Origin of the sequence: Blautia sp. MSK17_66, assembly GCF_020538025.1 — a bacterium.
Lineage (GTDB): Bacteria > Bacillota > Clostridia > Lachnospirales > Lachnospiraceae > Blautia_A.
In genome coordinates this window covers 79,299-104,465 of record NZ_JAJBNQ010000008.1, presented here as the reverse complement: position 1 = coordinate 104,465, position 25,167 = coordinate 79,299, and the positions used below count along the sequence as shown (strand labels likewise).

Annotated in this window: 26 protein-coding genes; 21 read left to right on the top strand and 5 right to left on the bottom strand. The window is 41.1% G+C overall.

The window, feature by feature from the left end:
* Positions 1-7: 7 nt before the first annotated feature.
* Entirely contained in the window at positions 8-730 is a 723-nt protein-coding gene (locus tag LIR34_RS05970) for an FUSC family protein (protein WP_173902254.1), read from the top strand.
* 153 nt (positions 731-883) lie between these two features.
* Here the strand turns inward: LIR34_RS05970 and LIR34_RS05965 are convergent, their stop codons facing one another.
* The gene (locus LIR34_RS05965) at positions 884-2,851 is read right to left on the bottom strand and encodes an oleate hydratase (protein WP_173902253.1); all 1,968 of its coding nucleotides are present in this window, start codon (positions 2,849-2,851) and stop codon (positions 884-886) included.
* A gap of 124 nt (positions 2,852-2,975) precedes the next feature.
* Positions 2,976-3,539 (bottom strand): TetR/AcrR family transcriptional regulator, encoded by a 564-nt coding sequence (locus LIR34_RS05960; RefSeq protein ID WP_161283833.1) that lies wholly within the window; start codon positions 3,537-3,539, stop codon positions 2,976-2,978.
* A gap of 355 nt (positions 3,540-3,894) precedes the next feature.
* Between LIR34_RS05960 and rplM the strand changes: the two genes are divergently transcribed.
* Together rplM and rpsI are read left to right on the top strand one after the other, a co-directional pair.
* Positions 3,895-4,323, top strand: coding sequence for a 50S ribosomal protein L13 (rplM, locus tag LIR34_RS05955; protein WP_161283834.1), 429 nt, complete (start codon positions 3,895-3,897; stop codon positions 4,321-4,323).
* Positions 4,324-4,339: 16 nt separating this feature from the next.
* Entirely contained in the window at positions 4,340-4,732 is a 393-nt protein-coding gene (gene rpsI, locus LIR34_RS05950) for a 30S ribosomal protein S9 (protein WP_161283835.1), read from the top strand.
* A gap of 181 nt (positions 4,733-4,913) precedes the next feature.
* On the opposite strand, the gene LIR34_RS05945 is transcribed toward rpsI, so the two are convergent.
* On the bottom strand, positions 4,914-6,011 hold the full coding sequence (locus LIR34_RS05945) for a tyrosine-type recombinase/integrase (protein WP_156729018.1): 1,098 nt from the start codon (positions 6,009-6,011) through the stop codon (positions 4,914-4,916).
* A gap of 23 nt (positions 6,012-6,034) precedes the next feature.
* Positions 6,035-6,646, bottom strand: coding sequence for a helix-turn-helix domain-containing protein (locus tag LIR34_RS05940; RefSeq protein WP_156729019.1), 612 nt, complete (start codon positions 6,644-6,646; stop codon positions 6,035-6,037).
* Between the two features lie 144 nt (positions 6,647-6,790).
* Here LIR34_RS05940 and LIR34_RS05935 point away from each other — a divergent pair, with 144 nt between their 5' ends.
* From LIR34_RS05935 to LIR34_RS05870, 14 genes are all read left to right on the top strand, one after another.
* Complete coding sequence (locus LIR34_RS05935) at positions 6,791-7,000, top strand: helix-turn-helix transcriptional regulator (RefSeq protein ID WP_101883532.1); 210 nt, start codon at positions 6,791-6,793, stop codon at positions 6,998-7,000.
* On the top strand, positions 6,993-7,253 hold the full coding sequence (locus tag LIR34_RS05930; protein WP_040351214.1) for a hypothetical protein: 261 nt from the start codon (positions 6,993-6,995) through the stop codon (positions 7,251-7,253). The genes LIR34_RS05935 and LIR34_RS05930 overlap by 8 nt, the downstream gene beginning before the upstream one ends.
* A gap of 99 nt (positions 7,254-7,352) precedes the next feature.
* Positions 7,353-8,006, top strand: a complete 654-nt coding sequence (locus LIR34_RS05925) for a CHC2 zinc finger domain-containing protein (protein WP_156729020.1) — start codon at positions 7,353-7,355, stop codon at positions 8,004-8,006.
* Positions 7,996-9,300: a DNA primase family protein gene (locus LIR34_RS05920; protein ID WP_156729037.1), complete on the top strand. Its 1,305-nt coding sequence runs from the start codon at positions 7,996-7,998 to the stop codon at positions 9,298-9,300. Before LIR34_RS05925 ends, LIR34_RS05920 begins: the two co-directional genes overlap by 11 nt.
* Positions 9,301-9,732: 432 nt before the next feature.
* Positions 9,733-11,163: a MobA/MobL family protein gene (locus tag LIR34_RS05915; RefSeq protein ID WP_156729021.1), complete on the top strand. Its 1,431-nt coding sequence runs from the start codon at positions 9,733-9,735 to the stop codon at positions 11,161-11,163.
* A gap of 178 nt (positions 11,164-11,341) precedes the next feature.
* Positions 11,342-12,016, top strand: coding sequence for a response regulator transcription factor (locus LIR34_RS05910; RefSeq protein WP_156729022.1), 675 nt, complete (start codon positions 11,342-11,344; stop codon positions 12,014-12,016).
* Complete coding sequence (locus LIR34_RS05905; protein WP_156729023.1) at positions 12,004-13,338, top strand: HAMP domain-containing sensor histidine kinase; 1,335 nt, start codon at positions 12,004-12,006, stop codon at positions 13,336-13,338. The genes LIR34_RS05910 and LIR34_RS05905 overlap by 13 nt, the downstream gene beginning before the upstream one ends.
* Positions 13,339-13,388: 50 nt before the next feature.
* The gene (locus tag LIR34_RS05900) at positions 13,389-13,901 is read left to right on the top strand and encodes an immunoglobulin-like domain-containing protein (RefSeq protein ID WP_156729024.1); all 513 of its coding nucleotides are present in this window, start codon (positions 13,389-13,391) and stop codon (positions 13,899-13,901) included.
* A 9-nt stretch (positions 13,902-13,910) separates the two neighbouring features.
* Positions 13,911-14,024 carry a cysteine-rich KTR domain-containing protein gene (locus LIR34_RS05895; protein WP_412122891.1) on the top strand — a complete coding sequence of 38 codons (114 nt, stop codon included), beginning with the start codon at positions 13,911-13,913 and terminating at the stop codon, positions 14,022-14,024.
* Positions 14,025-14,906: 882 nt separating this feature from the next.
* Positions 14,907-15,965 (top strand): FUSC family protein, encoded by a 1,059-nt coding sequence (locus tag LIR34_RS05890; RefSeq protein ID WP_173902252.1) that lies wholly within the window; start codon positions 14,907-14,909, stop codon positions 15,963-15,965.
* A 151-nt stretch (positions 15,966-16,116) separates the two neighbouring features.
* The gene (rfbD, locus tag LIR34_RS05885; RefSeq protein ID WP_173902251.1) at positions 16,117-16,968 is read left to right on the top strand and encodes a dTDP-4-dehydrorhamnose reductase; all 852 of its coding nucleotides are present in this window, start codon (positions 16,117-16,119) and stop codon (positions 16,966-16,968) included.
* 1 nt (position 16,969) lies between these two features.
* On the top strand, positions 16,970-18,268 hold the full coding sequence (locus LIR34_RS05880) for a dicarboxylate/amino acid:cation symporter (protein WP_173902250.1): 1,299 nt from the start codon (positions 16,970-16,972) through the stop codon (positions 18,266-18,268).
* Positions 18,269-18,413: 145 nt separating this feature from the next.
* Positions 18,414-19,970 (top strand): ABC-F family ATP-binding cassette domain-containing protein, encoded by a 1,557-nt coding sequence (locus LIR34_RS05875; protein WP_173902249.1) that lies wholly within the window; start codon positions 18,414-18,416, stop codon positions 19,968-19,970.
* Between the two features lie 118 nt (positions 19,971-20,088).
* Positions 20,089-20,535, top strand: a complete 447-nt coding sequence (locus LIR34_RS05870) for a transporter (protein WP_161283840.1) — start codon at positions 20,089-20,091, stop codon at positions 20,533-20,535.
* Here the strand turns inward: LIR34_RS05870 and LIR34_RS05865 are convergent.
* Entirely contained in the window at positions 20,532-20,987 is a 456-nt protein-coding gene (locus LIR34_RS05865) for a CYTH domain-containing protein (protein WP_173902248.1), read from the bottom strand. The genes LIR34_RS05870 and LIR34_RS05865 overlap by 4 nt on opposite strands.
* A 130-nt stretch (positions 20,988-21,117) precedes the next feature.
* Here LIR34_RS05865 and LIR34_RS05860 point away from each other — a divergent pair, with 130 nt between their 5' ends.
* From LIR34_RS05860 to clpX, 4 genes are all read left to right on the top strand, one after another.
* Positions 21,118-21,675 (top strand): DJ-1 family glyoxalase III, encoded by a 558-nt coding sequence (locus LIR34_RS05860; RefSeq protein ID WP_161283842.1) that lies wholly within the window; start codon positions 21,118-21,120, stop codon positions 21,673-21,675.
* Positions 21,676-21,865: 190 nt separating this feature from the next.
* A complete protein-coding gene (gene tig, locus LIR34_RS05855) occupies positions 21,866-23,152 on the top strand; it encodes a trigger factor (protein ID WP_161283843.1) in 1,287 nt (428 codons plus the stop codon).
* Positions 23,153-23,202: 50 nt separating this feature from the next.
* A complete protein-coding gene (gene clpP / locus LIR34_RS05850) occupies positions 23,203-23,784 on the top strand; it encodes an ATP-dependent Clp endopeptidase proteolytic subunit ClpP (RefSeq protein ID WP_022214226.1) in 582 nt (193 codons plus the stop codon).
* 74 nt (positions 23,785-23,858) lie between these two features.
* Positions 23,859-25,163, top strand: coding sequence for an ATP-dependent Clp protease ATP-binding subunit ClpX (clpX, locus tag LIR34_RS05845; protein WP_161283844.1), 1,305 nt, complete (start codon positions 23,859-23,861; stop codon positions 25,161-25,163).
* The last annotated feature ends 4 nt before the right edge of the window (positions 25,164-25,167 follow it).

Sequence of the window (25,167 nt, the reverse complement as noted above, 5' to 3'; positions counted from 1 at the left end):
TACAGATATGGCATTTGGATTTGGACCGCAGGAAATGCTGGACAGAGCACAGGTGCCAGACAAATGGCAGCTTACGCCACTTAAAAATTTCAAATCTCCCCGGGTTCGGGCGAGGATGTGGCGTACTGCTCTGGCAGTATTGATCACTGCCATAGTTTACGAATACCTCCTAAGCGAACGAAATCCGTGTTTTGCATTAATCGGTGCAGTCTACGCGGTAGGAAGCCAGTTTGAAGAGGGCTTCCACAACGGAATCAATCGGGTGATCGGTACTTTGGTTGGAGGTCTCCTGGTGATTCCTTTCTATGAATTGTATATCAGTCAGCCCTTCGGGGTTCCTGACTGGATATGGCTTGTTTCCGGTCTGTGTCTTGTGATCTGGTGCAATTTTGCACTGGGTGCAGACTCAGCGATTCAGCCTGGAAGTGTTATTTATTTTGTCGTGATCTATACAGTAGGTACGGAGCGGGTACTCCCATACACAATAGCCCGCATCCTTGATACTGGTGGAGGTGTGCTGATCACACTTCTGCTGTATGTGCTGTTTCCCTCAAAGCACGACAGAGAAAAAGGTGTTTCTTTACTAACCTTCTGGGCTGAAACAAAATATGCTTTTAAATCTTACATAAACAAAAACCGCACATCCCGAAAGAAAGAGCGTGAAAATTTCGGGGTGGAAGGTGAAAAATTTTCTACTATAATCTCTAAAATAAAAGATAGACATAAGTGATATTAAAAAATCCTGGAGCAGGTCTTCTGACCTGTTCCAGGATTTTTTGAATATGTGTGTATTATTAGGATATCATAGATAAGATCCAGATGCAGTAACATATATTATAGAAATATTGCAATTTTTAATGTTTGTACGAAACAGAGAAAGATGTTACATATCATCCTTCAGTACATCGTAGTCTCTTAAGACTTTCTCGATCACAGTTCCCTTGATGAAATGAAGTACTGGTTTCAGGATAAGGTTTGCTCCAGGAATGTCGAGCTCCAGTGGGGATTTGCCATCCATCAGTTTGACGCTGCTGCTTAAGAGCTCACGGATATCGTAAACGCTTCCCCATACTTCCGGTACACCACGGTCAACACCGAGAAGTCCGTAAACAGCTTCCATAGCGGTTCTGACAGAGTACTCTGTGGTGAATACTGTATCACGAGGTGTATCTGCGAACTGACCGAGGAAAGCGAAGTTTACACAGCCATCCGGGATTACGTCCGGACGGTCACCCTTGGCTCTTGGCATGAAGAATGCGGTGATATACGGCATCATGGTCGGTACGCACACTGCACTGTGTTCAGCAAGCTCATCGATCTGGTCTTCCGGAACACCAAGATGATACAGCCATTCTGCGGTGATCTCTTTACCGGTACAATCCTTCATAGGTTTCTTGATATAGTCTCCAGGTACGTCTGTGAACAGACCATAAACCCATACGCAGACTTTATCTTTGTCCTGATCCTTGAACTGTCCCTGACGGTTGATGGTCCAGCTTAAGAGCCACTTGGAATCCTGGCAGCTTACGATACCGCCGGTAACAACCTTGCCGGTACGAGGATCACGTTTGCAGATGTCGGTGATATATGGAATGATCTTGTCGTCAAGAGTTGTGACAGTTGCAGATTCCCAGTTGGTCTTGCTGATATCGGAGCAGAATTTTTCCGGATGTCCGAAGGACGGATCCTGCACTGCGATATTTTTCCAGAGGGACCAGCAGCCGCTTGTACGAACCTCGGCATCACCGTTTGGTGCATGGTTCTGATCGCCATAGATCGTGCCTTCTGTACAGCTTCCGTTGGTAACAAATACGAGGTCATTTTCGGTAAGGACAATGCCTTTTTCTACACCATTTACCTTGCATTCGATCGCAGAGGCAATCTTCTTGTCATCCTTGAAATCAAAGATAACATTGGTAACTTCTGTGTTGAACTGGAAATCAACACCAGCATCTTCCAGATATTTCTGCATAGGAAGAATCAGGGAATCATACTGATTATATTTGGTGAATTTCAGAGCACTGAAATCCGGAAGTCCGGCAATGTGATGGATGAAACGCTGGAAATAAAGCTTCATCTCCAGGGCACTGTGCCAGTTTTCAAATGCGAACATGGTTCTCCAGTACAGCCAGAAAGTGGAATCAAATACTTCGTCGTCGAAAACATCTTCGATGGTCTTATCGTAGAGGTCTTCGTCTTTTGTCATGAAGAGTTTCATGATTTCCATACAGCCTTTCTGGCTGAGGTTAAATTTACCATCTGTGTGAGCATCCTCTCCGCGGTTTACAGTCGCACGGCAGAGAGAATAGTTAGGGTCATGTTTGTTCAGCCAGTAATATTCATCCAGTACGGAAACAGCAGGTGTTTCAATGGAAGGAATACTGCGGAACAGATCCCAGAGACATTCGAAATGGTTTTCCATTTCACGTCCGCCTCTCATGACATAGCCGCGGGTCGGATCGAAGATGCCGTCGCAGGCACCGCCGGCAATGTCCATAGCCTCCAGAATGTGGATATGGGAGCCTGGCATCTGGGCATCACGAACGAGGAAGCAGGCAGCAGCGAGAGAAGCAAGACCGCTTCCTACGATATATGCGTGTTTGTCATCTACGCCTTCCGGTTTCTCCGGGCGGGCAAATGCCTCATAGTTACCGTTGGTATAGTAGATGCCTTTGCTGTTCTTTTCGTATTTGCCGCGTTCTGTATTGCGGTAATCAGCTCTTGCAGCTTCGGCTTTTTTTGCTTTGGTTTCTTTGATCTCCTTGTTTTCCTGAGAAGTCTTTGCAAGTATGGCAGCTGCTCCGGCTCCTGCTGCGAGTGCAACACCAAGTTTTAATCCTTTTTTAGACATATAAAAAACCACCTTTCATGTGTTTGTAATGATCTGTGAACGGTATTGTTTGTTTCTGTCTACATAGTATTGCCATTTTGGATAATTTTCAATTTACAAAAAAAGCGAAATGAGCAAAAACTTATCATTCTGTCGAATTTGTAAAGTTTTTGATGGAATTTGAGATATTTCCATGCAGAGTCGTACACATATCTGTACAGATAGAAGTGTAATCAGCCTTCATTCCCTGATGGATCCAGTCGAGCAGGATCCCGACAAAACTGTACTTATAAAAATCTGCAATGAAATTCTTCTGAGCTTCCGTGATGGAAGTCCCGACAGAGCGTTCCTCCACCACGCCCATGATCAGATCGTGGGTCAGACGAAAAAGGAAGTTTTCGATCTGTTCGCGGCTCAGAGAATTATAGGCATTCATAATAAAAGCTTTGTTTTCATAAACGGCCTCAAAAATCTGCAGAAGTCCTTCCTCCCAGGTGCTGTATGTCTTTTTACCCTGGAGAGCCCGTGTGGATTCTTCGAGGCAGGCCCATTCGACCAGATCATAGATGTCCTTAAAATGATAATAAAAAGTCATTCTGCTGATTCCACAGTCTGTAGTGAGATCGTTAATCGTAATTTTTGTCAGGGGTTTTTTGAGAAGAAGTCTTTTGAGGGATTCTTCCAGAGCATGTTTGGTTATATTGGACAAGTGCAATTCCTCCGTTTCTTTTTGTGGATATGTTATACGGCTGTAGCTTTTTTCTTTCATTATAAGTGCAAAACAGCGATGATACAAGCATGAGAAGAGGGCAGCGGTGTCTATTGAAAAAAATATCGAAAAACTGGGAAAAAACTGTTGACAGATGAAGAACGTTATAGTAGAATTACCCAATGTGACGTAGTGCGATGACTCCTGAGCCAAAGCCCCGGCAAAGGTGTTTTTTATCAGCGGTTTCGGACATTTCCGCAGTATATATTTGCACTGATCACCAGGAATTATATATGACATCACGGATGAACGTGATTAAACAAACTATCGTTGATAAATAACAGGAGGTAAAACCATGCAGACTTATATGGCTAATCCAGATAAAATCGAAAGAAAATGGTATGTAGTTGACGCTGAAGGCTGTACACTGGGCCGTCTGGCATCTGGTGTTGCAAGCGTATTAAGAGGAAAGAACAAACCTCAGTTTACACCACACGTAGATACAGGTGACTATGTGATCGTTGTTAACGCTGACAAGATCAAAGTTACAGGTAAGAAAATGGATCAGAAGATTTACTATCATCACTCCGACTATGTTGGTGGAATGAAAGAAACCACATTAAAAGAAATGATGGCTAAGAAACCGGAGAAGGTTATCGAGCTGGCTGTTAAAGGTATGCTTCCAAAAGGACCTCTGGGAAGAACCATGTACAAGAAACTTTTCGTTTATGCCGGACCAGAGCACAAGCATGAAGCTCAGAAACCGGAAACCTTAACATTTTAATAGGAGGTAGGAGACATTGGCTAGCGCAAAATTCTACGGAACAGGAAGAAGAAAGAAATCAATCGCAAGAGTTTACCTTACACCTGGTACAGGCAAAATCACAATCAATAAAAGAGATATCGATGAGTACTTCGGATTAGAGACTCTGAAAGTTATCGTTCGTCAGCCACTGGCTGCAACAGAAACAGATGGTAAATTTGACGTTCTCGTTAACGTTAAAGGTGGCGGATACACAGGACAGGCTGGTGCCATCAGACATGGTGTTGCAAGAGCCCTTCTTGAGGCAGACGCAGAGTACAGACCAGTTCTCAAAGCAGCTGGATTCCTTACTCGTGATCCACGTATGAAAGAACGTAAGAAATACGGTCTCAAAGCAGCTCGTAGAGCTCCGCAGTTCTCTAAACGATAATCTTCGGAACTCGGATTTACGTTCAAATCCTTGTTTTACAAGGGTTTGTGGAGTTGTCAGATGTGGTGAAAAGCGGTGGAATTTACTCAGTTCGCAACGCATTTGCAACACGTTTGCAACAAAAATATCTAAAAAATATAGGACACTTTTCGGTGATAGGCACTGGAGAGTGTCCTTTTTGTTATGCAGATTTTGTATCGGCAGTTACGCTGTCCTCATTTTCTAAGGTTTTGTTAATTGCGTCTACAAGAACCTGCATATCTAAGTGAGTATAAACTTTTTCTGTCAAAGTCATAGCACCGGAGTGCCCCACAATTTTCTTGATTGTTGTATCCTGAACACCAGCTTCCGATAACATGGAAATACAGGTATGCCGGGTACAATGTGGTGTACGGTCAATTCCAATCTGTTCCATAAGAGGAGTCCAATAGCTGTCATAGTAATTGCGATAAAGAAATCTTTTGCCATCCTCTGTATGAAGAAGATATTCGCAATCAGGACAAGAATTATACCAGTCTTTATAGTAAGGCAGGAGCTTATCAGCAATCGGAACTTTTCGGATTCCGTTTTCTGTTTTGCTGTCAATTACATCAAAATACTGTTCTTCCAAATGCACATTTTCTTTCTTCAAATCAAGAAATTCGGAGATACGTGTGCCATTATAGAGCAGCATGAGGATGATCTGATAGTATTTGTCCTCTTTCATTGTCCAGACTTTTGCAACTTCTTCTTTCGTGAATTTTGTACGTGTATGCTTGTTTGGATTACGGTCTTTGTATTGGGCGATTTCAACAAAAGTAGAATAATCTTTGTTGCAGATGTCATTCTTCAATGCAAATTCATATAACTGGTTGAACAGGATTTTGATTTTCTTCAATGTGGGAAAATTCTTTCCGCAGGTGTCAATAACCTGTTGTAAGTCTGCCAGTTTTAAATCTTTAAAAACTCGGTTGTAAAGAATGCCACATGTTTTGTAAGATGCCTTGTATCCTTTGATATTGCTTTCGGATACCGTAGGAAATTTTTTCTTAGACCATTCCTCATACACTTCATCAAAAGTCATTTTGGCTGCCTTCGTATCATAAGGATTCCGATTATAATCAGCTAGCATTTGCAATCCCTCTGTTTTTGTGGCGGCATATCCAATAATGATATATTCATTTACTTTCTTTTCTTTGACTGGATCAATGCGATAGCCTGTGGTTTTACGAACCATCCAAGGTTTTCTTCTTTTTCCAGATAGTTTTACTACACTTCCGTAGCCGTTCGGTAATTTCATATTCTAAAAATCCTCCTTAAAAATTAGGACTCTTTTTTACCGTACCGCTCGTTCATAATTTTTTGAAATCTTTGGATTCGTTCTTCATTTGAGATTTCTTCCGTTTCTTTTTCGGTCAGTTTTGCATTTGCGTAATAAGCAAGCGTTTTATCCTGCCACTTCTGATAAGATTCGAGACTTGTCTGATAGTCCTTGACTTCATTTCGTTTATCCTCAAATTCTTCCAAGAATAGACAGAGATCCTGATTTAACTCCGTAGAAACATCTTTGCCATTAAAAGTAATAGCACATTCCCATCCATCATAATGTGGCGGGCGTTTGACTTCGATATTGAAGCCAAGCTCCTTTATCTTATCTAACTGAAATAAGAAATTCATAATATCAGAAAGATTTTCTAAAGGTTTTCTCTCAGCATCATACCCTATAAGATATGTGGATTCGCAGCCTAAAACTTTTGCGATTTCATTGAGCATAGCAATGGAAACTTCGATTTCTCCACTTTCATATTTTTGGATTGTGCGAAGCGATTTCCCCAACAAATTTGCAAGCTCTGTTTGGTTGATACCTTTTTCTTTTCGAGCAGTACGGATTCTAAGTCCGATTTGATTGTTATGTAACTTCTCATTACTCATCATTATTCACCTCACGCTTATCATACCATAGAAAAATACGAATTACAAGTACATATTTATATAAAATAGTATTGACATGCGCAGAATAAGTGCATATAATAAAAATACGCATTAAAAGTGCATATTAAAAAAGAAAGGAGAAATAAAATGAAGATAAACGTATTTAAAATGCAGATTTTGATGGGAGAAAGAGGATTAACAATTAAGAAATTGGCTGAGTTAAGTGGAGTGTCAAGGCAGACGATTTCCTGCATTATATCAGGAAAGGGCTGTACACCGCAGGTAGCATATAAAATTGCTACAGCTTTAGATCAAGAACTTAGTCAGATTGTAAAGGAGGATGTGGAAAATGGATAAAAGATTATATGTAGAATTGCCGCCATTTACGGGAAGAAATGTGCCGATTACGGAAATTGCAAAAGCAATCGGAAAAGATGCTCATTACGTTCGTATCGGAATACAGCAGGGAATTTTGAAATTTGGAGTGGCAATGAAGATGGGCGATTCCAATGAATTCAGTTATTACTGTTCTGATCGTAAAGTATGGGAGGAAACTGGATATTTCAATGGAGAGGCAAAAAAGCAGGGAAAAGAAAAAGCCCTTGCGTAACACAAGGACAACTTCTCAGAGCTTTTGATAACTCTATCTCGCAAATTCAGTATATCAAAGGCTCTGAGAGAACACAACGAAAATTTTAAAGGAGTCGAATTGAATATTTTTCAAGCAGTAAAAGAAAGCGTAACTGCAAGGCAGGCTGCCGAACAGTACGGATTAAAAATAAGTAGAAATGGGATGGTCTGTTGCCCCTTTCATGATGACAGGCATCCCAGTATGAAAGTAGACAAAGGCTTTTGCTGTTTTGCCTGTGGTGCGAAAGGGGATGTGATCACATTTGTGGCAGATTTCTTTCATCTTGCACCATTTGAAGCAGCAAAGAAACTGGCAGAAGATTTTCATATACCTATTTTCACAGATAACGCAAAGAAAAGGAATGGCAGTAAGAAAAAAGAAAAACCGAAAAGAACATTTTACCAGACCGAAAAGAAATTTGAAGAATGGGAACGGGAAAGTATCCGCATTTTATCGGATTATCTTCATTTGCTGGAAGAATGGAAAATAAGATATGCACCAAAAACACCAGAGGAAGAATGGAAAGCAGAATTTATAGAAGCCTGTCAGCAGATAGAAAAGATAAGTTACTATCTGGATTTACTGGTGTTTGGAGAGTTACAGGACAGAATTGAATTTTTATTGGATAGTGGGAAGGATGTGAAAAGAATTGAAGAACGAATGGAAGAATATAGACGAAACAACAAGGAACAGACTGGAAGAAGCATTGGATCAGAGGGAAATGAACTCTAAGCCGTACTCTCAGGAATGGTTTGAGGATGGGCAGATTGATGAAGTAGCATTTTGTGAAAATTTCCTGCAAAGAATACCATTGAAGTGTATCAACGGTATCTTTTTCAGTTATGATGGAATGCTACCAGACAGCGAAGTAGAAAAAGAAATTTACAGAATGGTAAAACCGGTTCTTACGAAAGGAATTTCCAAGAAAGTAAAACAGCTTTTGGAGGTTCTAAAACTGGAAGCCTATTCCGAAGAACTTCCGGTGCAAATGGATCGCATCCATGTGAATAATGGAACTTATTTTTTGAATGGAGATTTTACAGAAAATAAGGAGTTTTGCCTGAACCGCTTGCCTGTAAATTATGAAATGAAAGAAACAAAGCCGGAACGGTGGATGAAATTCCTTTCAGAACTGCTGGAGGAAGATGATATTCCTACCTTGCAGGAATATATGGGATATTGTTTAATTCCATCCAACAAGGCACAGAAGTTATTGATTATCTTAGGAAAAGGCGGGGAGGGAAAATCCCGTATTGGTCTGGTCATGAGAAAAATTCTCGGAACGAATATGAATGTAAGTAATATTCAAAAGGTAGAGCATAACCGTTTTGCAAGGGCAGATTTGGAATACCGACTTTTGATGGTGGATGATGATATGAAACTGGAAGCATTGAAAGACACCAACTACATTAAAACCATAGTCACTCTGGAGGATAAGATGGATTTGGAAAGGAAGTCAAAGCAGAGCGTACAGGGGAATTTATATGTCAGGTTTCTTTGCTTTGGAAACGGAAGTCTGAGTGCCTTACATGATCGTTCCTATGGATTTTACCGCAGACAGATTATCCTTACGGTCAAAGATGTGCCGCCGGACAGAGTAGATGATCCCTATCTGATTGAGAAACTGCAAAGAGAAGCAGACGATATTTTCCTTTGGTGTCTGGAGGGATTGAAAAGATTACTGAAAAACAAATACCGCTTTACCATCAGCGAATGTGCAAAGAAAAATCTACACGAAGCTATGGAATCCGGGAATAACATTATCGCTTTTATGCAGTCATCAGGGTATATCCGTTTGGAAGAAAATACAACAGCGACTTCTAAGAATCTTTATCAAGCATACTGCCGTTGGTGTGAGGATAATACGGAAAAACCTATGAGTGCAAAAAGTTTTTCGGGATACTTAAAAGAAAATGAAAAGAAATATCACATTCATTATTCTACGAATATTCCCTCAGACAATGGAAAAAATGCCAGAGGATTTCAGGGAATCCATACACAGATACGCATAGATAGCTACCGCTGATACAGATGAGATATAGATAAAAAAGAATTTTCCAAAGAAGCGTATAAGCGTATATCTTTAGGAAAATCAAGGGATTACAGGTTTCTGAAAAGTGTGGAAAATACGTTTATACGCTTATACGTGTAATTTTTGAATTTATTATATTTTTTAGCAGAAGGGAGTGTTGCAGAAGTTAAAGCAACCCAGATATGGGCAAATCAAAAGGGCGGATACGCCTATAAATGAAATCGTAAGTCTGAGCAATAATCAGATTATGTAATACAAAAACAGCCCTCGGCGATTGAGAGCGAAATACACCCATCGCACAAACCTACGGTTTATACTCTGTGTATTTCGCCCTGCCGGGAGCAAACCGCCGACAGGCGGATAGGTTCGTAAACAGGTGCCTATGCACCTACTCACAATAAAGTCGGCGAGAGCCGAGGAAGGAGGATGCTTATAGGCAGACATTCATTTATCAGACAAAGCAAGCTGTCCGATGTGGCAGGAAGGATTGATTATATCTCCAATCCGAAACGGCAGGAATATCTCTATGCGACCTATCAGACAGAAGGAGTAACACCGAAGTTTTGGAAAAATCTTGCAAGAGAAAATCAGTTGGATTTTAAGGCGAGTGGTTCAGCAGGGAAATGTATTGAAGGGCGTGAGTTTATCATAGCGCTTCCTGAAAGTTTTGTTCAGTATAGGGCAGATGATGTGGTAGGGATTTTTACGGAGACTTTCCATAAAAGATATGGTGTGGAGTGTACAGCTGCCCTTCATCACAACAAGGCAAAGACGAATTATCATATCCATCTGGTATTCAGTGAACGGAAAATGTTAGAACAATCCGAAGTAAAGATTGCTACCCGAAATATGTTTTATGATGAGCAGGGAAAGCATAGACGCACAAAGAAAGAGGTTTTGGACGAGCAGGGTAATCTTCGGGCGGGGTGCAGTATTATCCCCAAAGGGGAAGTTTATGAGAGCCATATCTTCACAAAAAAGAATGAATGGTTTAAGAACAAAGCCTTTACCAAAGAAGTCAAGGAACTGTTTACCGATACGATCAACCGATATGTAAAAGAAGAATCAGAAAAACTGTCCGTATTCCAACAGGGCAGCGTATATCTGGCAACCAAGAAAATCGGAAAGAACAATCCGAAAGCGGAGGAGATAAAGGCGGATAATGCGGCAAGGCAGGAATGGAATCGGACAGTTGATGTGGCATTAGTTGAGGGCGTTCCTGAAGAAGATATTTTGAAGATCAAGCAGGAAAAAATCACAGACAAAACGCTGCAATCTATCAGGGCACACGGTTGGCTGCCGGATATGTTTCGTCAGATTATCCGAGGTGCGAAAGACTTTTTGCAGGAAGTAATTTTCAAATTTAAACTACCGCCTAAACCTGTACCAAAGATTGATTTGCAGGAATGGAAAGATATGCAGAAGCTCATGTATGAATTGCAGAGACAGTCAATAGAGATAAAACGCACACAGCAGGATATTTCTTCTTTGAAAAAGCAACTGTCAGAGTTACGAGGACTATTTAAAGGCAAAGAGCGAAAATCTCTGGAAGGGCGAATTGAACTGTTAGAGGATTTGGAAAAGCGTCTGCACAAGAGTTTGGAACAGATAGTAAAGCGGGAAGGCTATCCCAATGTGCAAGCCTTTCAGAAGGTTTATAACAAGGCAGAAGAATTGATTATAGAATACAACGAAGAACTAAGGGCATGGAAAAATCAGACGGAACAGAAGAAAGAGAAACCATTAGAACAGCCGAAAAAAGCGAGCGTACTGGAAAAGCTACACCGCTATCAGCAGGAAGGCAGACAGCAGCCGAAACGGTCAGTTAAGAAAAAATCTATGGATAGAGAACGATAAGAAAAGGGATTATAATAATTGCAGCAGGTAAAATACGTTATTGTTTGAATGGATATGAAATTTAACATTGTAATCAATATAAAATGTCACATGAATAGTTAAACACATGTAATAGATAAAAGTTGTTAAAAAATTGTTTTTTCCATGATAAGATATACTAACTAAGGAGGAACGAATTATGGAACAGAGTATTTTAATTGTAGATGACGAAAAAGATATTGTATCAATGTTAAATCAATATTTTTACAAGATTGGTTATGTAGTGTATACAGCAATTAACGGAAAAGAAGCATTAAATGCAATTACTAAAAACCCCGATATTATTCTGTTGGATATAAATATGCCAGATATGAATGGCTTTACAGTTTGTGAGTCGATTAGAAATTATGTTTCCTGTCCTATTATTTTTTTAACAGCTCGTGTTGAGGACTGTGATAAAATCAAGGGGTTTGCTGTCGGTGCTGACGACTATGTTGTAAAGCCTTTCTCTATTGATGAATTAGAAGCTAGAGTTGCTGCCCATTTGCGGAGAGAGAAAAGACATAGTTCGTCTGCAATAGTACAGTTCGATAAAAGTATAGTAATTGATTATTCATCACGAACGGTTTTTTATAAAAATGCTGAAATAAACTTTACGAAGAAAGAATTTGATATAATTGAATTTCTTTCACAAAACAAAGGTATTGTTTTCGACCGTGAAACAATCTATGAAAAAGTATGGGGGCTAGATGGTTGTGGTGACAATTCTGTTGTTACGGAACATATACGACGGATAAGAACAAAATTTCTTTCTATGAGTGATAATCCTTATATAGAAACTGTTTGGGGGTGCGGATATAAGTGGGAAAAGTAATGGGAAAAAAATTAGTATACTATATTGATAACCGAAGTATTAAAATTTCATTTATTCTTTACGCACTCATTTCTTTAGTAGTTGGTATTACTATAAGTGTTACTGCCATTGCTCTTGTTGATAATTATAGAATAAATCTTAACTATAAATATGAGGACATGACAACAAGATATGATATACCTGAAAATGGTTCATTTATAGCAAAATACAATAATGACCAGACAGAGTATACAATATATAATGCGAGCCAAAAGAAAGTATGTAGTTTTATTGTAGACTATCAAAAAGAACGCCCGGTACAAGAATATGTTTATCCAAATCATGTTTCTTATATCGAGGTCTCACCAAACTTTACCAAACAAGATAGAATTATAGATACTACTTTAGGCATGATAAATATTGCTACTATTCCTGTTATTCTTTCATTCAGTATGATGCTTTGCGTAACTATTTTTATAAAACGAAAATTGGCAAGACCAATAAAGTTACTAACTAATGCTTATAGCAAAATCGAAAACAAAGAATTGGACTTTACTTTGTATTACCCCTATAAAGACGAAATGGGTAAGCTGTGTCTTGCATTTGAAAAAATGAAAAATTGTTTATATCAAAACAATCAAAAAATGATACGACAGTTTGCTGAACAAAGACGATTAAATGCTGCTTTTTCGCATGATTTGCGTACTCCCTTAACACTACTTAAAGGGCATACTACAATGTTGTTATCATTTATTCCAAAAGGATTAGTTTCCCAGCAAGAGGTAATTGATGAATTATCAACAATGCGTAAGAATGTGGAACGACTTGAAAAATACGTTAATGCCATGACGAATCTATACCGATTAGAAGATATAGAAATCAAAAAAGAGACTATAAACTTTAACTTACTATTAAAATCTTTGTCAGATACAACAGAACTGCTTTGTACGGACATAAAATACTCTATTAAGACAAACTGTAATAATAACGAAAACCTATTTATCAATCTTGATATTGTTGTACAGATTTATGAAAATTTATTATCTAATAGTATTAGATATGCTAATTCAATGATAGATATTGACATTAGTATGAAAAAACAATATTTATTGATTTCTGTCTCTGATGATGGCTGCGGTTTTAAGGATAGTGATATAGAGCGTGTGACATTACCGTTTTACAAATCATCGCAAGACACTACGACTGAACATTTGGGTTTAGGATTAAATATTTGTAAAATATTGTGTGAAAGGCATGGAGGTACATTGAAAATTGCGAATAATGATAAGGGTGGAGCGTGTGTTACAGCTTGGATAAAAATCATAGATGTTGATGAAAAATAGATATTTGTTTCATATAATTGGACTGAACATTTATCGAGGAGGTTTTAAAAATGAAAAAATGTATCTGCATAATTTTAGTAATAGTCGTAAGCATTTTATCTGGGTGCAATTCATCACAAAATGAGGAAAATGTATTTCCACAAAATTTAAAAGAATATTACGAGGTTTCGCCTTATGAAAATGAAGAAGAAATCAATTCTTTATCAGATGTTGAAATTACGTTAGATAAAAAATGGGATTTTAACTTAGAGAATGCGACATTTTTTATCGAAAACAACTCTGATAAAGAATACCATTGTTCAGAATCTTATTTTGAAATCGAAACAGAAGAATCAGATGTATGGTATCAATTAACTCAACTTTCTGATCCGTCAAAAAACAATGAAGATGATGTTATTATAAAACCATCAGAAAGATTGAGGTTAGCATATGATATTTCTTCGTTTTATGGTGAACTTCCATCAGGGCATTATCGGATAATTATAAGTGTTTCTTATTTTGAATCTCCAAAAGATTGGGATTATGACACATATTATTTGGCATGTGAGTTTACAATAAAATAGCATATTAGAGTGGAAACAAATGATAACAAAAAATGGATATACTGCCCTAAATGTAAACAAGAAAACCTAATCAATGTAAGGCAACAACAAATAATTGTTATAGAGCCAAACGCTAAAACGTAGAGCCGATAATACTAAGAATGGTCATTTTTCTTGGATTATCGGCTTATTTTATTGAGTTTGAATGTTGCGAGAAAAAAAGATACACTTTTGTACTTTTAGTCATCTCCCTCTTTGATAATTTAGAGGTGTTCTGAGGAGCAATGAGAAGTCCTGCGTTTGTAACGTGTTTGCAACACCACATTTCAAGAATCTAGTAAAATCAAGCGTTCCCAGTTCTGCAAACGATAATTTCAATCGAATACAGAAAACTATTAAAACCTCGGAAAGCCTTGATTTTCCGGGGTTTTTCTTATGTCTGGAATTCTGGAAATTTTCAAAAAAAGTGGTGGATTTTGAAGCGTAGCACATTGAAAAAATATATTGAGATATTGCAAACAAAAAATGCATATGATATAATTGCCATAGGCAAAAGAGATTATAAGTCCATGCGGACAAAAGAGTGAAAGCCCTCGAAGTTGCAGCTTCTTGGGCTTTCTTCTTATTTTATTATAGTGGATAAGAAACCACTAGGTTAGAGCTGTCCTACTTGCCGCCATCTAGCCATTTGCGAACATAGTAGGCAATTATGCTTGCCGTACAGGAGACAAGAAACGAGATTATAATATCCATGCGGTTCACCTCCTCCCGTTGCCGGGTATCGGTTGGACAACATAAGCATTATATCATAGAACAATGCGCACGAGAATATCGGACTTCAGATAAGTGAAAATTGTCAATGCAACTAATACTTCCCTTTGGGGCGGAGATGGTTATAACCTTTATCTGGAAATGATTGCATCCAAGATAGTGGCGTATAAGGAGTGGATTTACAAATTTCCACTTGACCTTTGTGGCATTTTGCGGTATAGTTCTCTACACTTTTCAAAGTAAGGAGCGAGAATTATGACTTTTTATCAGGAACTTCAGCTGAGCTCGGCCGGGTCGAAGCAGCTGATCAAAAACACCACAGATCCAAAAGAAAAACGAAGACATATTCTGATCTATAATTTCAAAGTTTACCTTGTGATGGCATTTTGCGTCGCAGTAGTTTCTCTGTACAGTAAGCTGACCGGAAGTGCAAACAGTGTTGTAGGAGTTACCGTGCTGCTCGCAGTTCTTGTTCTCAGACAGGCAGATTTTGGAATCAGGACCTCACATGGACTGCTTTCCATAGCAGGCATCTACGGGATTTTAATGATTGCGCCGAGAGTTTCCAATATGCTGTCACCGTTGCCGGCATTTGTTGTAAATGTGGCCGCAATCCTTCTTTTGATGATCCTGGGATGCCATAATGTGATCATGTATAACCATTCTACCTTTGTTCTTGGATATCTGCTGCTGCTTGGTTACGATGTGACAGGAGCAGAATATATCAGGCGAGTAGAAGGGCTTGCAGTGGGAATGATCCTGTGTATGATCATTTTTTACAAAAACCAGAAAAACCGTCCGTACAGAAGAACCTTTCTGGATCTGTTTCGTGAATTTGACCTGCATTCTGCGCGGGGCAGATGGTATCTTAAACTGACTCTTATTGTTTCCAGTGCGATGCTCTTTATGAATCTTCTTGGACTGCCGAGAGCAATGTGGGCAGGAATTGCCTGTATGTCTGTATGTCTTCCGTTTACGGAAGACTGTATGGGACGTGTCGGAAAGAGAGGAATGTTCAACATCGTGGGATGTGCCCTGTTTGTTGTACTGTACCTGATTCTTCCGGAATCCATGTATCCGTATATTGGAATGATCGGGGGAATTGGTGTCGGATATTCAGCAGGTTATGCATGGCAGACAGCGTTCAATACGTTTGGTGCACTGTCCATTGCGGCGGGATTATTCGGAATGCCGGCGGCAGTAGCACTTCGTATCGGAGCCAATGTATTTGGTGCTGTCTATACGATCATCTGCAACAAGACGATCGACAGGCTTGCAGCCATGCAGTCTGTAAGAAAAGAGGCCAGAGCCTGAAGAATTTGTATATGTCCAAAATGACAGGAAAAATATGTTTTTTCTTGACATGGATATACACAATTGATAAAATATTTGCGAATGTAGATTGAAGCGGTGCTGATTTGATCTGAATCAGCACCGTAATTTATTATGAGGAGGAAACAGAGAGATGTTAAAAGTCTGGATTGCAGGTGCAAATGGACAGATTGGCCGTGCACTGAATGACATGCTTGATCCGATGGAAATCGAGGCTCTGAATACAGATATTGATGAGCTGGACATTACCGATACGGATGAAGTCCTTAATTTCGGTACGATCAACCGCCCGGATGTGATCATCAACTGTACAGGTATCACAAATACGGATGAATGTGAAAAAAATCCGGAACACGCATATCGTGTCAACGCACTTGGCGCAAGAAACTTAAGTATCGTAGCCCGTAAATGTGGCTCAAAGATCGTACAGATTTCCACAGACGATGTGTTTGACGGAAAGAGTAAGAAACCTTATACGGAATTTGATGATACAAATCCGCTGACTGTTTATGGAAGATCCAAGAGAGCCGGTGAGAATTATGTCAAAGAATTTACACATAAGCACTTTATCATCCGAAGCAACTGGGTGTATGGCCATAAAGGCAATAACTTTGTAAACCGTGTTCTGGAAGCGGCAGATAAGGGAACCCCGTTATCCGTTGCATCTGATCAGTTTGGATCTCCGACAAGCGCAGAGGATCTGGCAAAGATGATCCTGTATCTGATCAGCACCAACGAGTATGGAACCTACCATGTGACCTGCACAGGAGTATGCAGCCGATATGAGTTTGCACAGGAAATTCTGAAGCTTGCAGGAAAAAGTATGAAGCTTAAAGCCGTTCCAACGGAACAGTCAGATCTTTCTTCTGTAAGACCTCCGTATGCAGTTTTGGATAACTTTATCCTTCGTATTATTGAAATGTACAATATGCCTGACTGGAAAGAGTCACTGAAGGTATACATGGATGAAAGAACGGAGGACTGAGATGAAAGAAAAAAACGTAAAAACAAAAACTCCGAACAAAAAGGCACTTGGCCTGACTACCAAGATCTTTATTGCCCTGCTTGCAGGTGCAATCCTGGGTATTGTACTCTGCTATCTGGTTCCGGACAGCAGCTTTAAGAAAGATGTGATTGTAGAAGGTATTCTGTATGTGATCGGACAGGGCTTTATCCGTCTGATGAAGATGCTGGTTGTACCGCTGGTATTCTGCTCTCTGGTCTGCGGAAGTATGGCGATAGGAGATACCAAGAAGCTTGGAACTGTTGGTGTAAGAACACTGGTATTTTATCTGTTTACGACAGCACTGGCAGTTGTTGTCGCACTTTCTGTAGGTAATCTGATTAATCCTGGCGTTGGACTCGATATGAGTGCGATCCAGACCTCCGCAGCTTCTGTGGAGACGATGGAGGCTACATCTCTGACAGATACGATCCTGAATATCATTCCGGATAATCCGATCAATTCTCTGGCAAGCGGAACCATGCTGCAGGTAATTGTATTTGCACTGATCATTGGTGTGATCCTTGCAAAGATGGGAGAACGTGCCGAGACAGTAGCAAACTTTTTCAGTCAGTTCAATGATATTATGATGGAAATGACCATGATGATCATGAGCCTTGCTCCGATCGGAGTTTTCTGTCTGATCAGCCGTACTTTTGCCAATATTGGTTTCAGTGCTTTTATTCCGCTGGCAAAATATATGATTGGTGTACTGCTTGCACTGGCAATCCAGTGTTTTGGCGTATATCAGATTCTGTTGAAGATATTTACAGGGCTGAATCCGATCCGATTTATCAAGAAGTTCTTCCCGGTTATGGCATTCGCATTCTCAACAGCGACATCCAATGCGACCATTCCGCTTTCTATTGATACACTTTCCAAGAAAATCGGTGTATCAAAGAAGATTTCTTCCTTTACCATTCCGCTTGGTGCGACCATCAATATGGATGGTACCTCCATCATGCAGGGTGTTGCGGTTGTGTTTGCGGCACAGGCATTTGGTATTCATCTGACACCGATGGATTACGTGACCGTTGTCGGAACAGCAACCCTCGCTTCTATCGGTACAGCAGGTGTTCCAAGTGTTGGTCTTGTAACACTGACCATGGTATTTAATTCTGTCGGACTTCCGGTTGAAGCCATCGGTCTGATCATGGGTATCGACCGAATTCTTGATATGACAAGAACAGCAGTCAACATCACAGGTGATGCGGTCTGCACAACGATCGTTGCTCATCAGAATGGTGCACTCGATAAGAAAGTATTTAACGAAACTGAATAAAAAGATCAATATACAGAAAACGGCTGTACGCAAAAGTATGGTCGTTTTTTCTGTCTCAATATAAGAGATGCAAAACAGGTTGCATTTGCTGTCGGGCTTCGGCTATAATACGAGATATCAGTATGAATGAAAGAGAGAATGAACTATGAGCATATTAAATGTAGAACATCTGACACATGGGTTTGGCGACAGGGCCATTTTTGCAGATGTTTCTTTCAGACTCCTGAAAGGAGAGCATATCGGACTTGTTGGGGCCAACGGCGAAGGTAAGTCTACTTTTATGAGTATTGTTACAGGGAAACTGATGCCGGATGAGGGCAAGGTAGAATGGGCAAAGAATGTTCATGCAGGATATCTGGATCAGCATGCTGTCCTTGAGAAAGGGATGACGATCCAGGAAGTTCTGAAATCTGCGTTTGACCCGCTTCTTCAGAAAGAGCAGAGGATGAATGAAATCTGTGACCTTTTGGGCAGTGCAGATGAAGAAGAGATGAATACACTTATGGAAGAACTCGGGACGATCCAGGATGAACTGACACTGCATGATTTTTATGTGATCGATGCAAAAGTAGAGGAGGTTGCCAGAGCACTTGGGCTTCTGGATCTGGGACTTGAACGGGATGTGACAGACTTGAGCGGTGGTCAGAGGACCAAGGTGCTCCTCGGCAAGCTGCTGTTGGAGAAACCGGATATTCTTCTTCTGGATGAGCCAACCAATTATCTCGACGAAGAGCATATCGCATGGCTGAAACGTTATCTTCTCGATTATGAGAACGCTTTTATTCTTATTTCTCATGACATTCCATTTCTAAATGAGGTGGTCAACATCATCTATCATATGGAAAACCAGGAACTGAACCGTTATGTGGGTGATTATGATCATTTCCAGGAGGTCTATGCAGTGAAGAAAGCACAGCTTGAGGCTGCGTACCGCCGTCAGCAGCAGGAGATCAGTGAACTGAAGGATTTTGTGGCGAGAAACAAGGCCCGTGTATCTACAAGAAATATGGCAATGTCCAGGCAGAAAAAGCTGGACAAGATGGATGTGATCGAACTGGCGGCGGAGAAGCCGAAGCCGGAATTCCATTTCCGCTATGGACGTACCCCGGGTAAGCTGCTTTTTGAGACGCATGATCTGGTGATCGGCTATGATGAGCCATTATCAAAACCTCTGAACTTCACCATGGAACGCGGACAGAAGATCGCTCTGGTCGGAACCAACGGAATTGGAAAAACAACACTGCTCAAGAGTATCCTGGGACTGATCCCGTCACTCAAGGGAAGCTGTGAGAGAGGAGAAAATCTCCAGCTCGGATATTTTGAGCAGGAGGTCAAGGGAGATAATAAGACTACCTGTATCGAGGAATTGTGGCAGGAATTCCCGTCCTATACACAGTATGAAGTACGTTCAGCACTTGCAAAATGCGGTCTTACCACGAAGCATATTGAGAGTCAGGTACGGGTACTGAGCGGTGGAGAACAGGCAAAGGTCCGTCTCTGCAAGCTGGTTAATCGAGATACCAATGTTCTTCTTCTGGATGAGCCGACAAACCATCTGGATGTGGACGCAAAGGAAGCATTAAAAAGTGCACTCCGGGAATACAGAGGAAGTATTCTTCTGATCTGCCATGAACCGGAATTTTATCAGGATGTGGTAAATGAAGTCTGGGATATGAGCAAATGGACCACAAAGGTTTTTTAAACGTAAGTTCATTATAAATAAAAATGAATGTACGGATAAAAGGACATGACAGGGCATATATCCTCATGATAAGCTAAAACTGTAGTTGTTCAACAGAGCATTATATTATGGAGGGTTTATGAATAAAAATGTAAATCACAGGATACGGAAGCACTTTAATGAGTGGATCTACAATGCTGCACGTTATACAGAGATTGTGCTTTCCATTGTCATTCTGATCGTAATCGCACTGGCCGGTGTCCGGCTGATCTACGAACTCACAGAGATACCCATTATGGATATGGATATCGACTTTTTTACACAGTTTCTTGCAAATGCACTGTCGCTGGTAGTCGGAGTTGAGTTTGTCAAGATGCTCTGTCAGCATTCGGCACAGACGGTGGTTGAGGTCCTGATGTTTGCGACGGCGAGACAGATGGTGGTAGAGCATATGAAAACGACACAGACACTGATCGGTGTCATCGCTATTGCCATCCTCTTTGCCATCAGGAAGTTTCTGATGACAGAGGACAGCGATATGGCTCATTCACCATTTAAGAAATGCGATGAAGAAGAGCAGGATTAGGATTTTCCTTTGCTCAGAGTGCTGTTGTGATATTCAGAAGAGTAGGTGACATCCTCACCGAACCATGCCGGCGGAACATAGGCGTTGGCCTGTTCTTCTGAACAAAATTCAACTTCAGCAAGAAAAAGACCGTCATAGTCTTTGTGAAAGATATCAAGTTCGATTGTCAGACCGTTTTTTTCCGGGATCAGATAGCGGGTCTTGGAGATGACAATTCCATCTGCCTTAGGTCTGAGATGTTCATAGGCTTCCTGGGTCAGCGGAAGATTGTATTCTTCCCTGGACAGGAGGCCTTTTGATTTGTAGGTCAGATAATATTCGTCATCCTGTCTTCGGATCCGCACGACCGGATTTGTGCAGAGATAGCCCTGCTCGATCTCGTGAAATGGATAGCTTTCAAGCTCTGCCGGAAGCAGTCCTTTTTTTATAAGAAATTTTCTTTCGATTTCCATACTAGATTCTCCTTTAAATCTGGGAAAAATATTCATTAGAATTTGTAGATTAGTATATCTCTTTTTTCTCAAAAATGCTATACTTAACAAATGATATCAGAAAAAAATACGTATAGAATCGGAGGTTCTCATGAGTAAAAAAGTTTATATTTTTCTTGCAGACGGATTTGAAGATATTGAAGGACTGACAGTGGTAGATCTGATGCGCCGTGCGGGGATTGACATAGAGACTGTCTCGATCAGGGAAAGCAGAGAGATCACAACATCCCATGGAATCGAGATGAAAACAGACAGAGTGTTCAAAGAAACAGATTTTTCGGATGCAGATATGCTTGTGCTTCCGGGAGGAATGCCGGGAACCAAATATCTCGGAGAATATCAGCCGCTCTGTGATCTTCTGAGAGATTTTTACGGAAGAGGCGGTAAAGTAGCAGCAATCTGCGCGGCACCGACAGTTCTTGCCTCCCTTGGTTTCCTTGAAGGAAGAAATGCAACCGCATATCCGTCCTGTATGGAAGGACTGGCTGGTGCGAAGCCATCACTTGAGAGTGTTGTCATCGATGGCAATGTGACGACAAGCAGAGGGCTTGGAACTGCCATAGACTTTGCTTTAAGCCTCATCGGACAGCTTCTCGGAGACGAAAAGGCAGACGAGATCGCAGAATCCGTGGTATATTCCCGGAAATAAGGCAAAACAGGACTTTTCTGCAAAAAAATACTGGTGTTTTTATACCTGTTGTGCTATACTACGATAATGACTGTAATTGTATCTCTTGATATTGGGATACAGCTTCCTGTATGCATTATCTGCAGACAGGGATAAGCAATAGATAGAATAATCAGTGGTTTTACCCGCAAATTAAGGAGGAACAGGAAACATGAGTTTACAGGTTGAAAAACTGGAAAAAAACATGGCAAAACTTACAATCGAAGTTTCTGCTGAAGATTTAGAGAAGGCTATGCAGGCTGCATACCAGAAAGCAAAAGGAAGAATCACTCTTCCGGGCTTCCGTAAAGGAAAAGCACCAAGAAAAATGATCGAGCAGATGTACGGCAAGGGAATTTTCCTTGAGGATGCTGCAAACGCTCTGATTCCGGAGCACTACAGCAAAGCTCTTGAGGAATGCGAACTTGAGATCGTATCTCAGCCGCAGATCGATGTAACACAGGCTGAGCCTGGAAAAGCTTTCATCTTCACAGCAGAAGTAGCTGTTAAACCGGAAGTTACTCTTGGTGAGTACAAAGGTGTAGAGGTTCCGAAGTCTGAGACAGAAGTAACAGATGAGGATGTTGAAGCTGAGCTTAAGAAAGAGCAGGAGAAAAACTCCAGAACAGTTACAGTAGAAGACCGTGGAGCAGAGAACGGTGACATCACAACCATCGACTTCGAAGGATTTGTTGACGGTGAAGCATTTGAAGGCGGCAAAGGAACAGACTATCCGCTGACACTTGGATCCGGATCCTTCATCCCGGGATTTGAAGATCAGCTCGTTGGTGCCAAAGAAGGAGACCACGTAGAAGTTAAGGTTACATTCCCGGAAGAATACCAGGCTAAAGAACTGGCTGGCAAGGAAGCTGTATTCCAGTGTGACGTTAAGAAAGTAGAAGCAAAAGAACTTCCGGAACTGGATGATGATTTTGCACAGGATGCTTCTGAGTTCGATACTCTTGCAGAGTACAAAGAAGACATCAAGAAGAACCTGACAGAAAAGAAAGAGAAAGAAGCACGTGCAGCAAAAGAAAACGCAGCAGTGGACAAAGCAATCGAGAACGCTGAGATGGAAATCCCGGATGCAATGGTTGATACTCAGACACGTCAGATGCTGGATGACTTTGCAAGAAGAATGCAGTCTCAGGGACTTACAATGGAACAGTACTTCCAGTTCACAGGAATGACAGCTGAGAAGATGATGGAAGAAATGAAACCGCAGGCTCTTAAGAGAATCCAGACAAGACTGGTTCTTGAGAAAATTGCAGAAGTTGAGAACATTCAGCCGACACAGGAAGAAGTTGACGAAGAGATCAGCAAGATGGCTGAAGCATACAAGATGGAAGCTGACAAGATCAAAGAACTGCTTGGCGAGCGTGAATTAGAGCAGATGAAGAAAGATATGGCTGTACAGAAAGCTGTAACTCTCGTAGCTGACGAAGCAAAAGAAGCCTAAGCAAGAACGATTATGATCCACAGTCAGGCGACGAATGGAGGCATATTTATATGAGTTTAGTACCTTATGTCATTGAGCAGACAAGCAGAGGCGAAAGAAGTTATGACATTTATTCCCGTCTTCTGAAAGACCGTATTATCTTTCTCGGGGAGGAAGTAAATGACGTAAGTGCCAGCATTATCGTGGCACAGCTTCTGTTTCTGGAAGCAGAAGATCCTGGTAAAGACATTCAGTTATATATCAACAGTCCGGGAGGATCTGTAACAGCTGGTATGGCAATCTACGATACAATGAAGTATATCAAATGTGATGTATCTACCATTTGTCTCGGAATGGCAGCCAGCATGGGTGCATTCCTTCTGGCAGGAGGAACCAAAGGCAAGAGATTTGCCCTGCCGCATTCTACCATTATGATCCATCAGCCGTCCGGCGGTGCACAGGGTCAGGCAACAGAGATTCAGATTGTTGCAGATCATATTGCACAGACAAAGCGGACTCTGAATGAGATTCTGGCAGAAAACACAGGACAGCCTTATGAAGTAGTGGAAAAAGACACAGACCGCGACAATTATATGACTGCTGAAGAAGCAAAGGCATACGGACTGATCGATGGTGTTGTCGAGCATAAATAAAGCAGACAAAAGGAACCTCTTTTCAGGGGGTTCCTTTTGTGCCATATCAAACTGAAAGGAAACGAGAATTATCTATGGCAGAAAAAATAAGAGATGGAAAAGTCAGATGCTCTTTTTGTCACAAATCTGAGGATCAGGTTCGCAAGCTGATCGCAGGCCCGGAAGGGGTATTTATTTGTGACGAGTGTATAGGTATCTGTTCAGAGATTATGGAAGAGGAACTGGGAGATTATGAGCAGGAGGATATCTATGATACAGACATCAATCTGCTGAAGCCGGAAGAGATCCATAAGATTCTGGATGACTATGTTATTGGACAGGATGAGGCCAAGAAAGCTCTTTCTGTAGCTGTCTATAATCATTACAAGAGGATCACGGCATCCAGGAACATGGATGTGGAACTGCAGAAGAGTAATATTCTGATGCTTGGACCGACCGGCTCCGGTAAGACACTGCTTGCACAGACACTTGCCCGTCTTTTGAATGTTCCGTTTGCGATCGCAGATGCAACAACTCTTACAGAGGCTGGTTATGTCGGTGAAGACGTAGAAAATATCCTTCTGAAGCTGATTCAGGCAGCAGATTACGATATTGAACGTGCACAGTATGGAATTATTTATATTGATGAGATTGACAAGATTACCAGAAAGTCTGAGAATGCGTCGATCACCCGTGATGTATCTGGTGAGGGCGTTCAGCAGGCACTCCTCAAGATCCTTGAGGGAACGGTTGCGAATGTACCGCCGCAGGGTGGACGTAAGCATCCGCATCAGGAATTCCTTCAGATTGATACAACCAATATCCTGTTTATCTGCGGAGGTGCTTTTGACGGAATTGAGAAAGCAATCGAAGCAAGACAGAACACCAAATCCATTGGTTTTGGCGCAGAAATAGAGATCAGGAAAGAACGAAACATCGGCGAGATCATCAAAGATGTTATGCCGGAGGATTTTGTCAAATTCGGTCTGATCCCGGAATTTATCGGACGAGTTCCGATCGTTGTGACTCTTGACGGACTGGATGAGGAAGCACTGATCCGTATCCTCAAAGAGCCAAAGAACGCGCTGACCAGACAGTATCATAAGCTGTTTGAGCTGGATGGAGTAGAACTGGAATTCCAGGAGGAAGCACTGGAAGCAGTTGCACGTAAATCACTGGAGCGCAGAACAGGAGCCAGAGGATTAAGATCTATCATGGAGAAATCTCTTATGGATCTGATGTACCGCACACCTTCTGACAAGACGATCCAGAAATGTATCCTCACAAAGGATGCAGTGGAGGGAACCGCAGAGCCGGAAGTGATCCATGGAGAAAGCGTACCTGCGGCAGGAAAGAAAGCTTCCCGTTCAAGAAAGAAAGGCAAACCGGAAACGGCATAAAGAA

What these genes read in the sequence shown, in the direction of transcription:
- LIR34_RS05970 (WP_173902254.1), top strand. Translation starts at nt 8, where the DNA reads ATGGCATTTGGATTTGGACCGCAGGAAATGCTGGACAGAGCACAGGTG.
- LIR34_RS05965 (WP_173902253.1), bottom strand. Translation starts at nt 2,851, where the DNA reads ATGTCTAAAAAAGGATTAAAACTTGGTGTTGCACTCGCAGCAGGAGCC.
- rplM (WP_161283834.1), top strand. Translation starts at nt 3,895, where the DNA reads ATGCAGACTTATATGGCTAATCCAGATAAAATCGAAAGAAAATGGTAT.
- LIR34_RS05945 (WP_156729018.1), bottom strand. Translation starts at nt 6,011, where the DNA reads ATGAAATTACCGAACGGCTACGGAAGTGTAGTAAAACTATCTGGAAAA.
- LIR34_RS05940 (WP_156729019.1), bottom strand. Translation starts at nt 6,646, where the DNA reads ATGATGAGTAATGAGAAGTTACATAACAATCAAATCGGACTTAGAATC.
- LIR34_RS05935 (WP_101883532.1), top strand. Translation starts at nt 6,791, where the DNA reads ATGAAGATAAACGTATTTAAAATGCAGATTTTGATGGGAGAAAGAGGA.
- LIR34_RS05930 (WP_040351214.1), top strand. Translation starts at nt 6,993, where the DNA reads ATGGATAAAAGATTATATGTAGAATTGCCGCCATTTACGGGAAGAAAT.
- LIR34_RS05920 (WP_156729037.1), top strand. Translation starts at nt 7,996, where the DNA reads ATGAACTCTAAGCCGTACTCTCAGGAATGGTTTGAGGATGGGCAGATT.
- LIR34_RS05915 (WP_156729021.1), top strand. Translation starts at nt 9,733, where the DNA reads ATGCTTATAGGCAGACATTCATTTATCAGACAAAGCAAGCTGTCCGAT.
- LIR34_RS05910 (WP_156729022.1), top strand. Translation starts at nt 11,342, where the DNA reads ATGGAACAGAGTATTTTAATTGTAGATGACGAAAAAGATATTGTATCA.
- LIR34_RS05900 (WP_156729024.1), top strand. Translation starts at nt 13,389, where the DNA reads ATGAAAAAATGTATCTGCATAATTTTAGTAATAGTCGTAAGCATTTTA.
- LIR34_RS05890 (WP_173902252.1), top strand. Translation starts at nt 14,907, where the DNA reads ATGACTTTTTATCAGGAACTTCAGCTGAGCTCGGCCGGGTCGAAGCAG.
- rfbD (WP_173902251.1), top strand. Translation starts at nt 16,117, where the DNA reads ATGTTAAAAGTCTGGATTGCAGGTGCAAATGGACAGATTGGCCGTGCA.
- LIR34_RS05880 (WP_173902250.1), top strand. Translation starts at nt 16,970, where the DNA reads ATGAAAGAAAAAAACGTAAAAACAAAAACTCCGAACAAAAAGGCACTT.
- LIR34_RS05875 (WP_173902249.1), top strand. Translation starts at nt 18,414, where the DNA reads ATGAGCATATTAAATGTAGAACATCTGACACATGGGTTTGGCGACAGG.
- LIR34_RS05870 (WP_161283840.1), top strand. Translation starts at nt 20,089, where the DNA reads ATGAATAAAAATGTAAATCACAGGATACGGAAGCACTTTAATGAGTGG.
- LIR34_RS05865 (WP_173902248.1), bottom strand. Translation starts at nt 20,987, where the DNA reads ATGGAAATCGAAAGAAAATTTCTTATAAAAAAAGGACTGCTTCCGGCA.
- LIR34_RS05860 (WP_161283842.1), top strand. Translation starts at nt 21,118, where the DNA reads ATGAGTAAAAAAGTTTATATTTTTCTTGCAGACGGATTTGAAGATATT.
- tig (WP_161283843.1), top strand. Translation starts at nt 21,866, where the DNA reads ATGAGTTTACAGGTTGAAAAACTGGAAAAAAACATGGCAAAACTTACA.
- clpP (WP_022214226.1), top strand. Translation starts at nt 23,203, where the DNA reads ATGAGTTTAGTACCTTATGTCATTGAGCAGACAAGCAGAGGCGAAAGA.
- clpX (WP_161283844.1), top strand. Translation starts at nt 23,859, where the DNA reads ATGGCAGAAAAAATAAGAGATGGAAAAGTCAGATGCTCTTTTTGTCAC.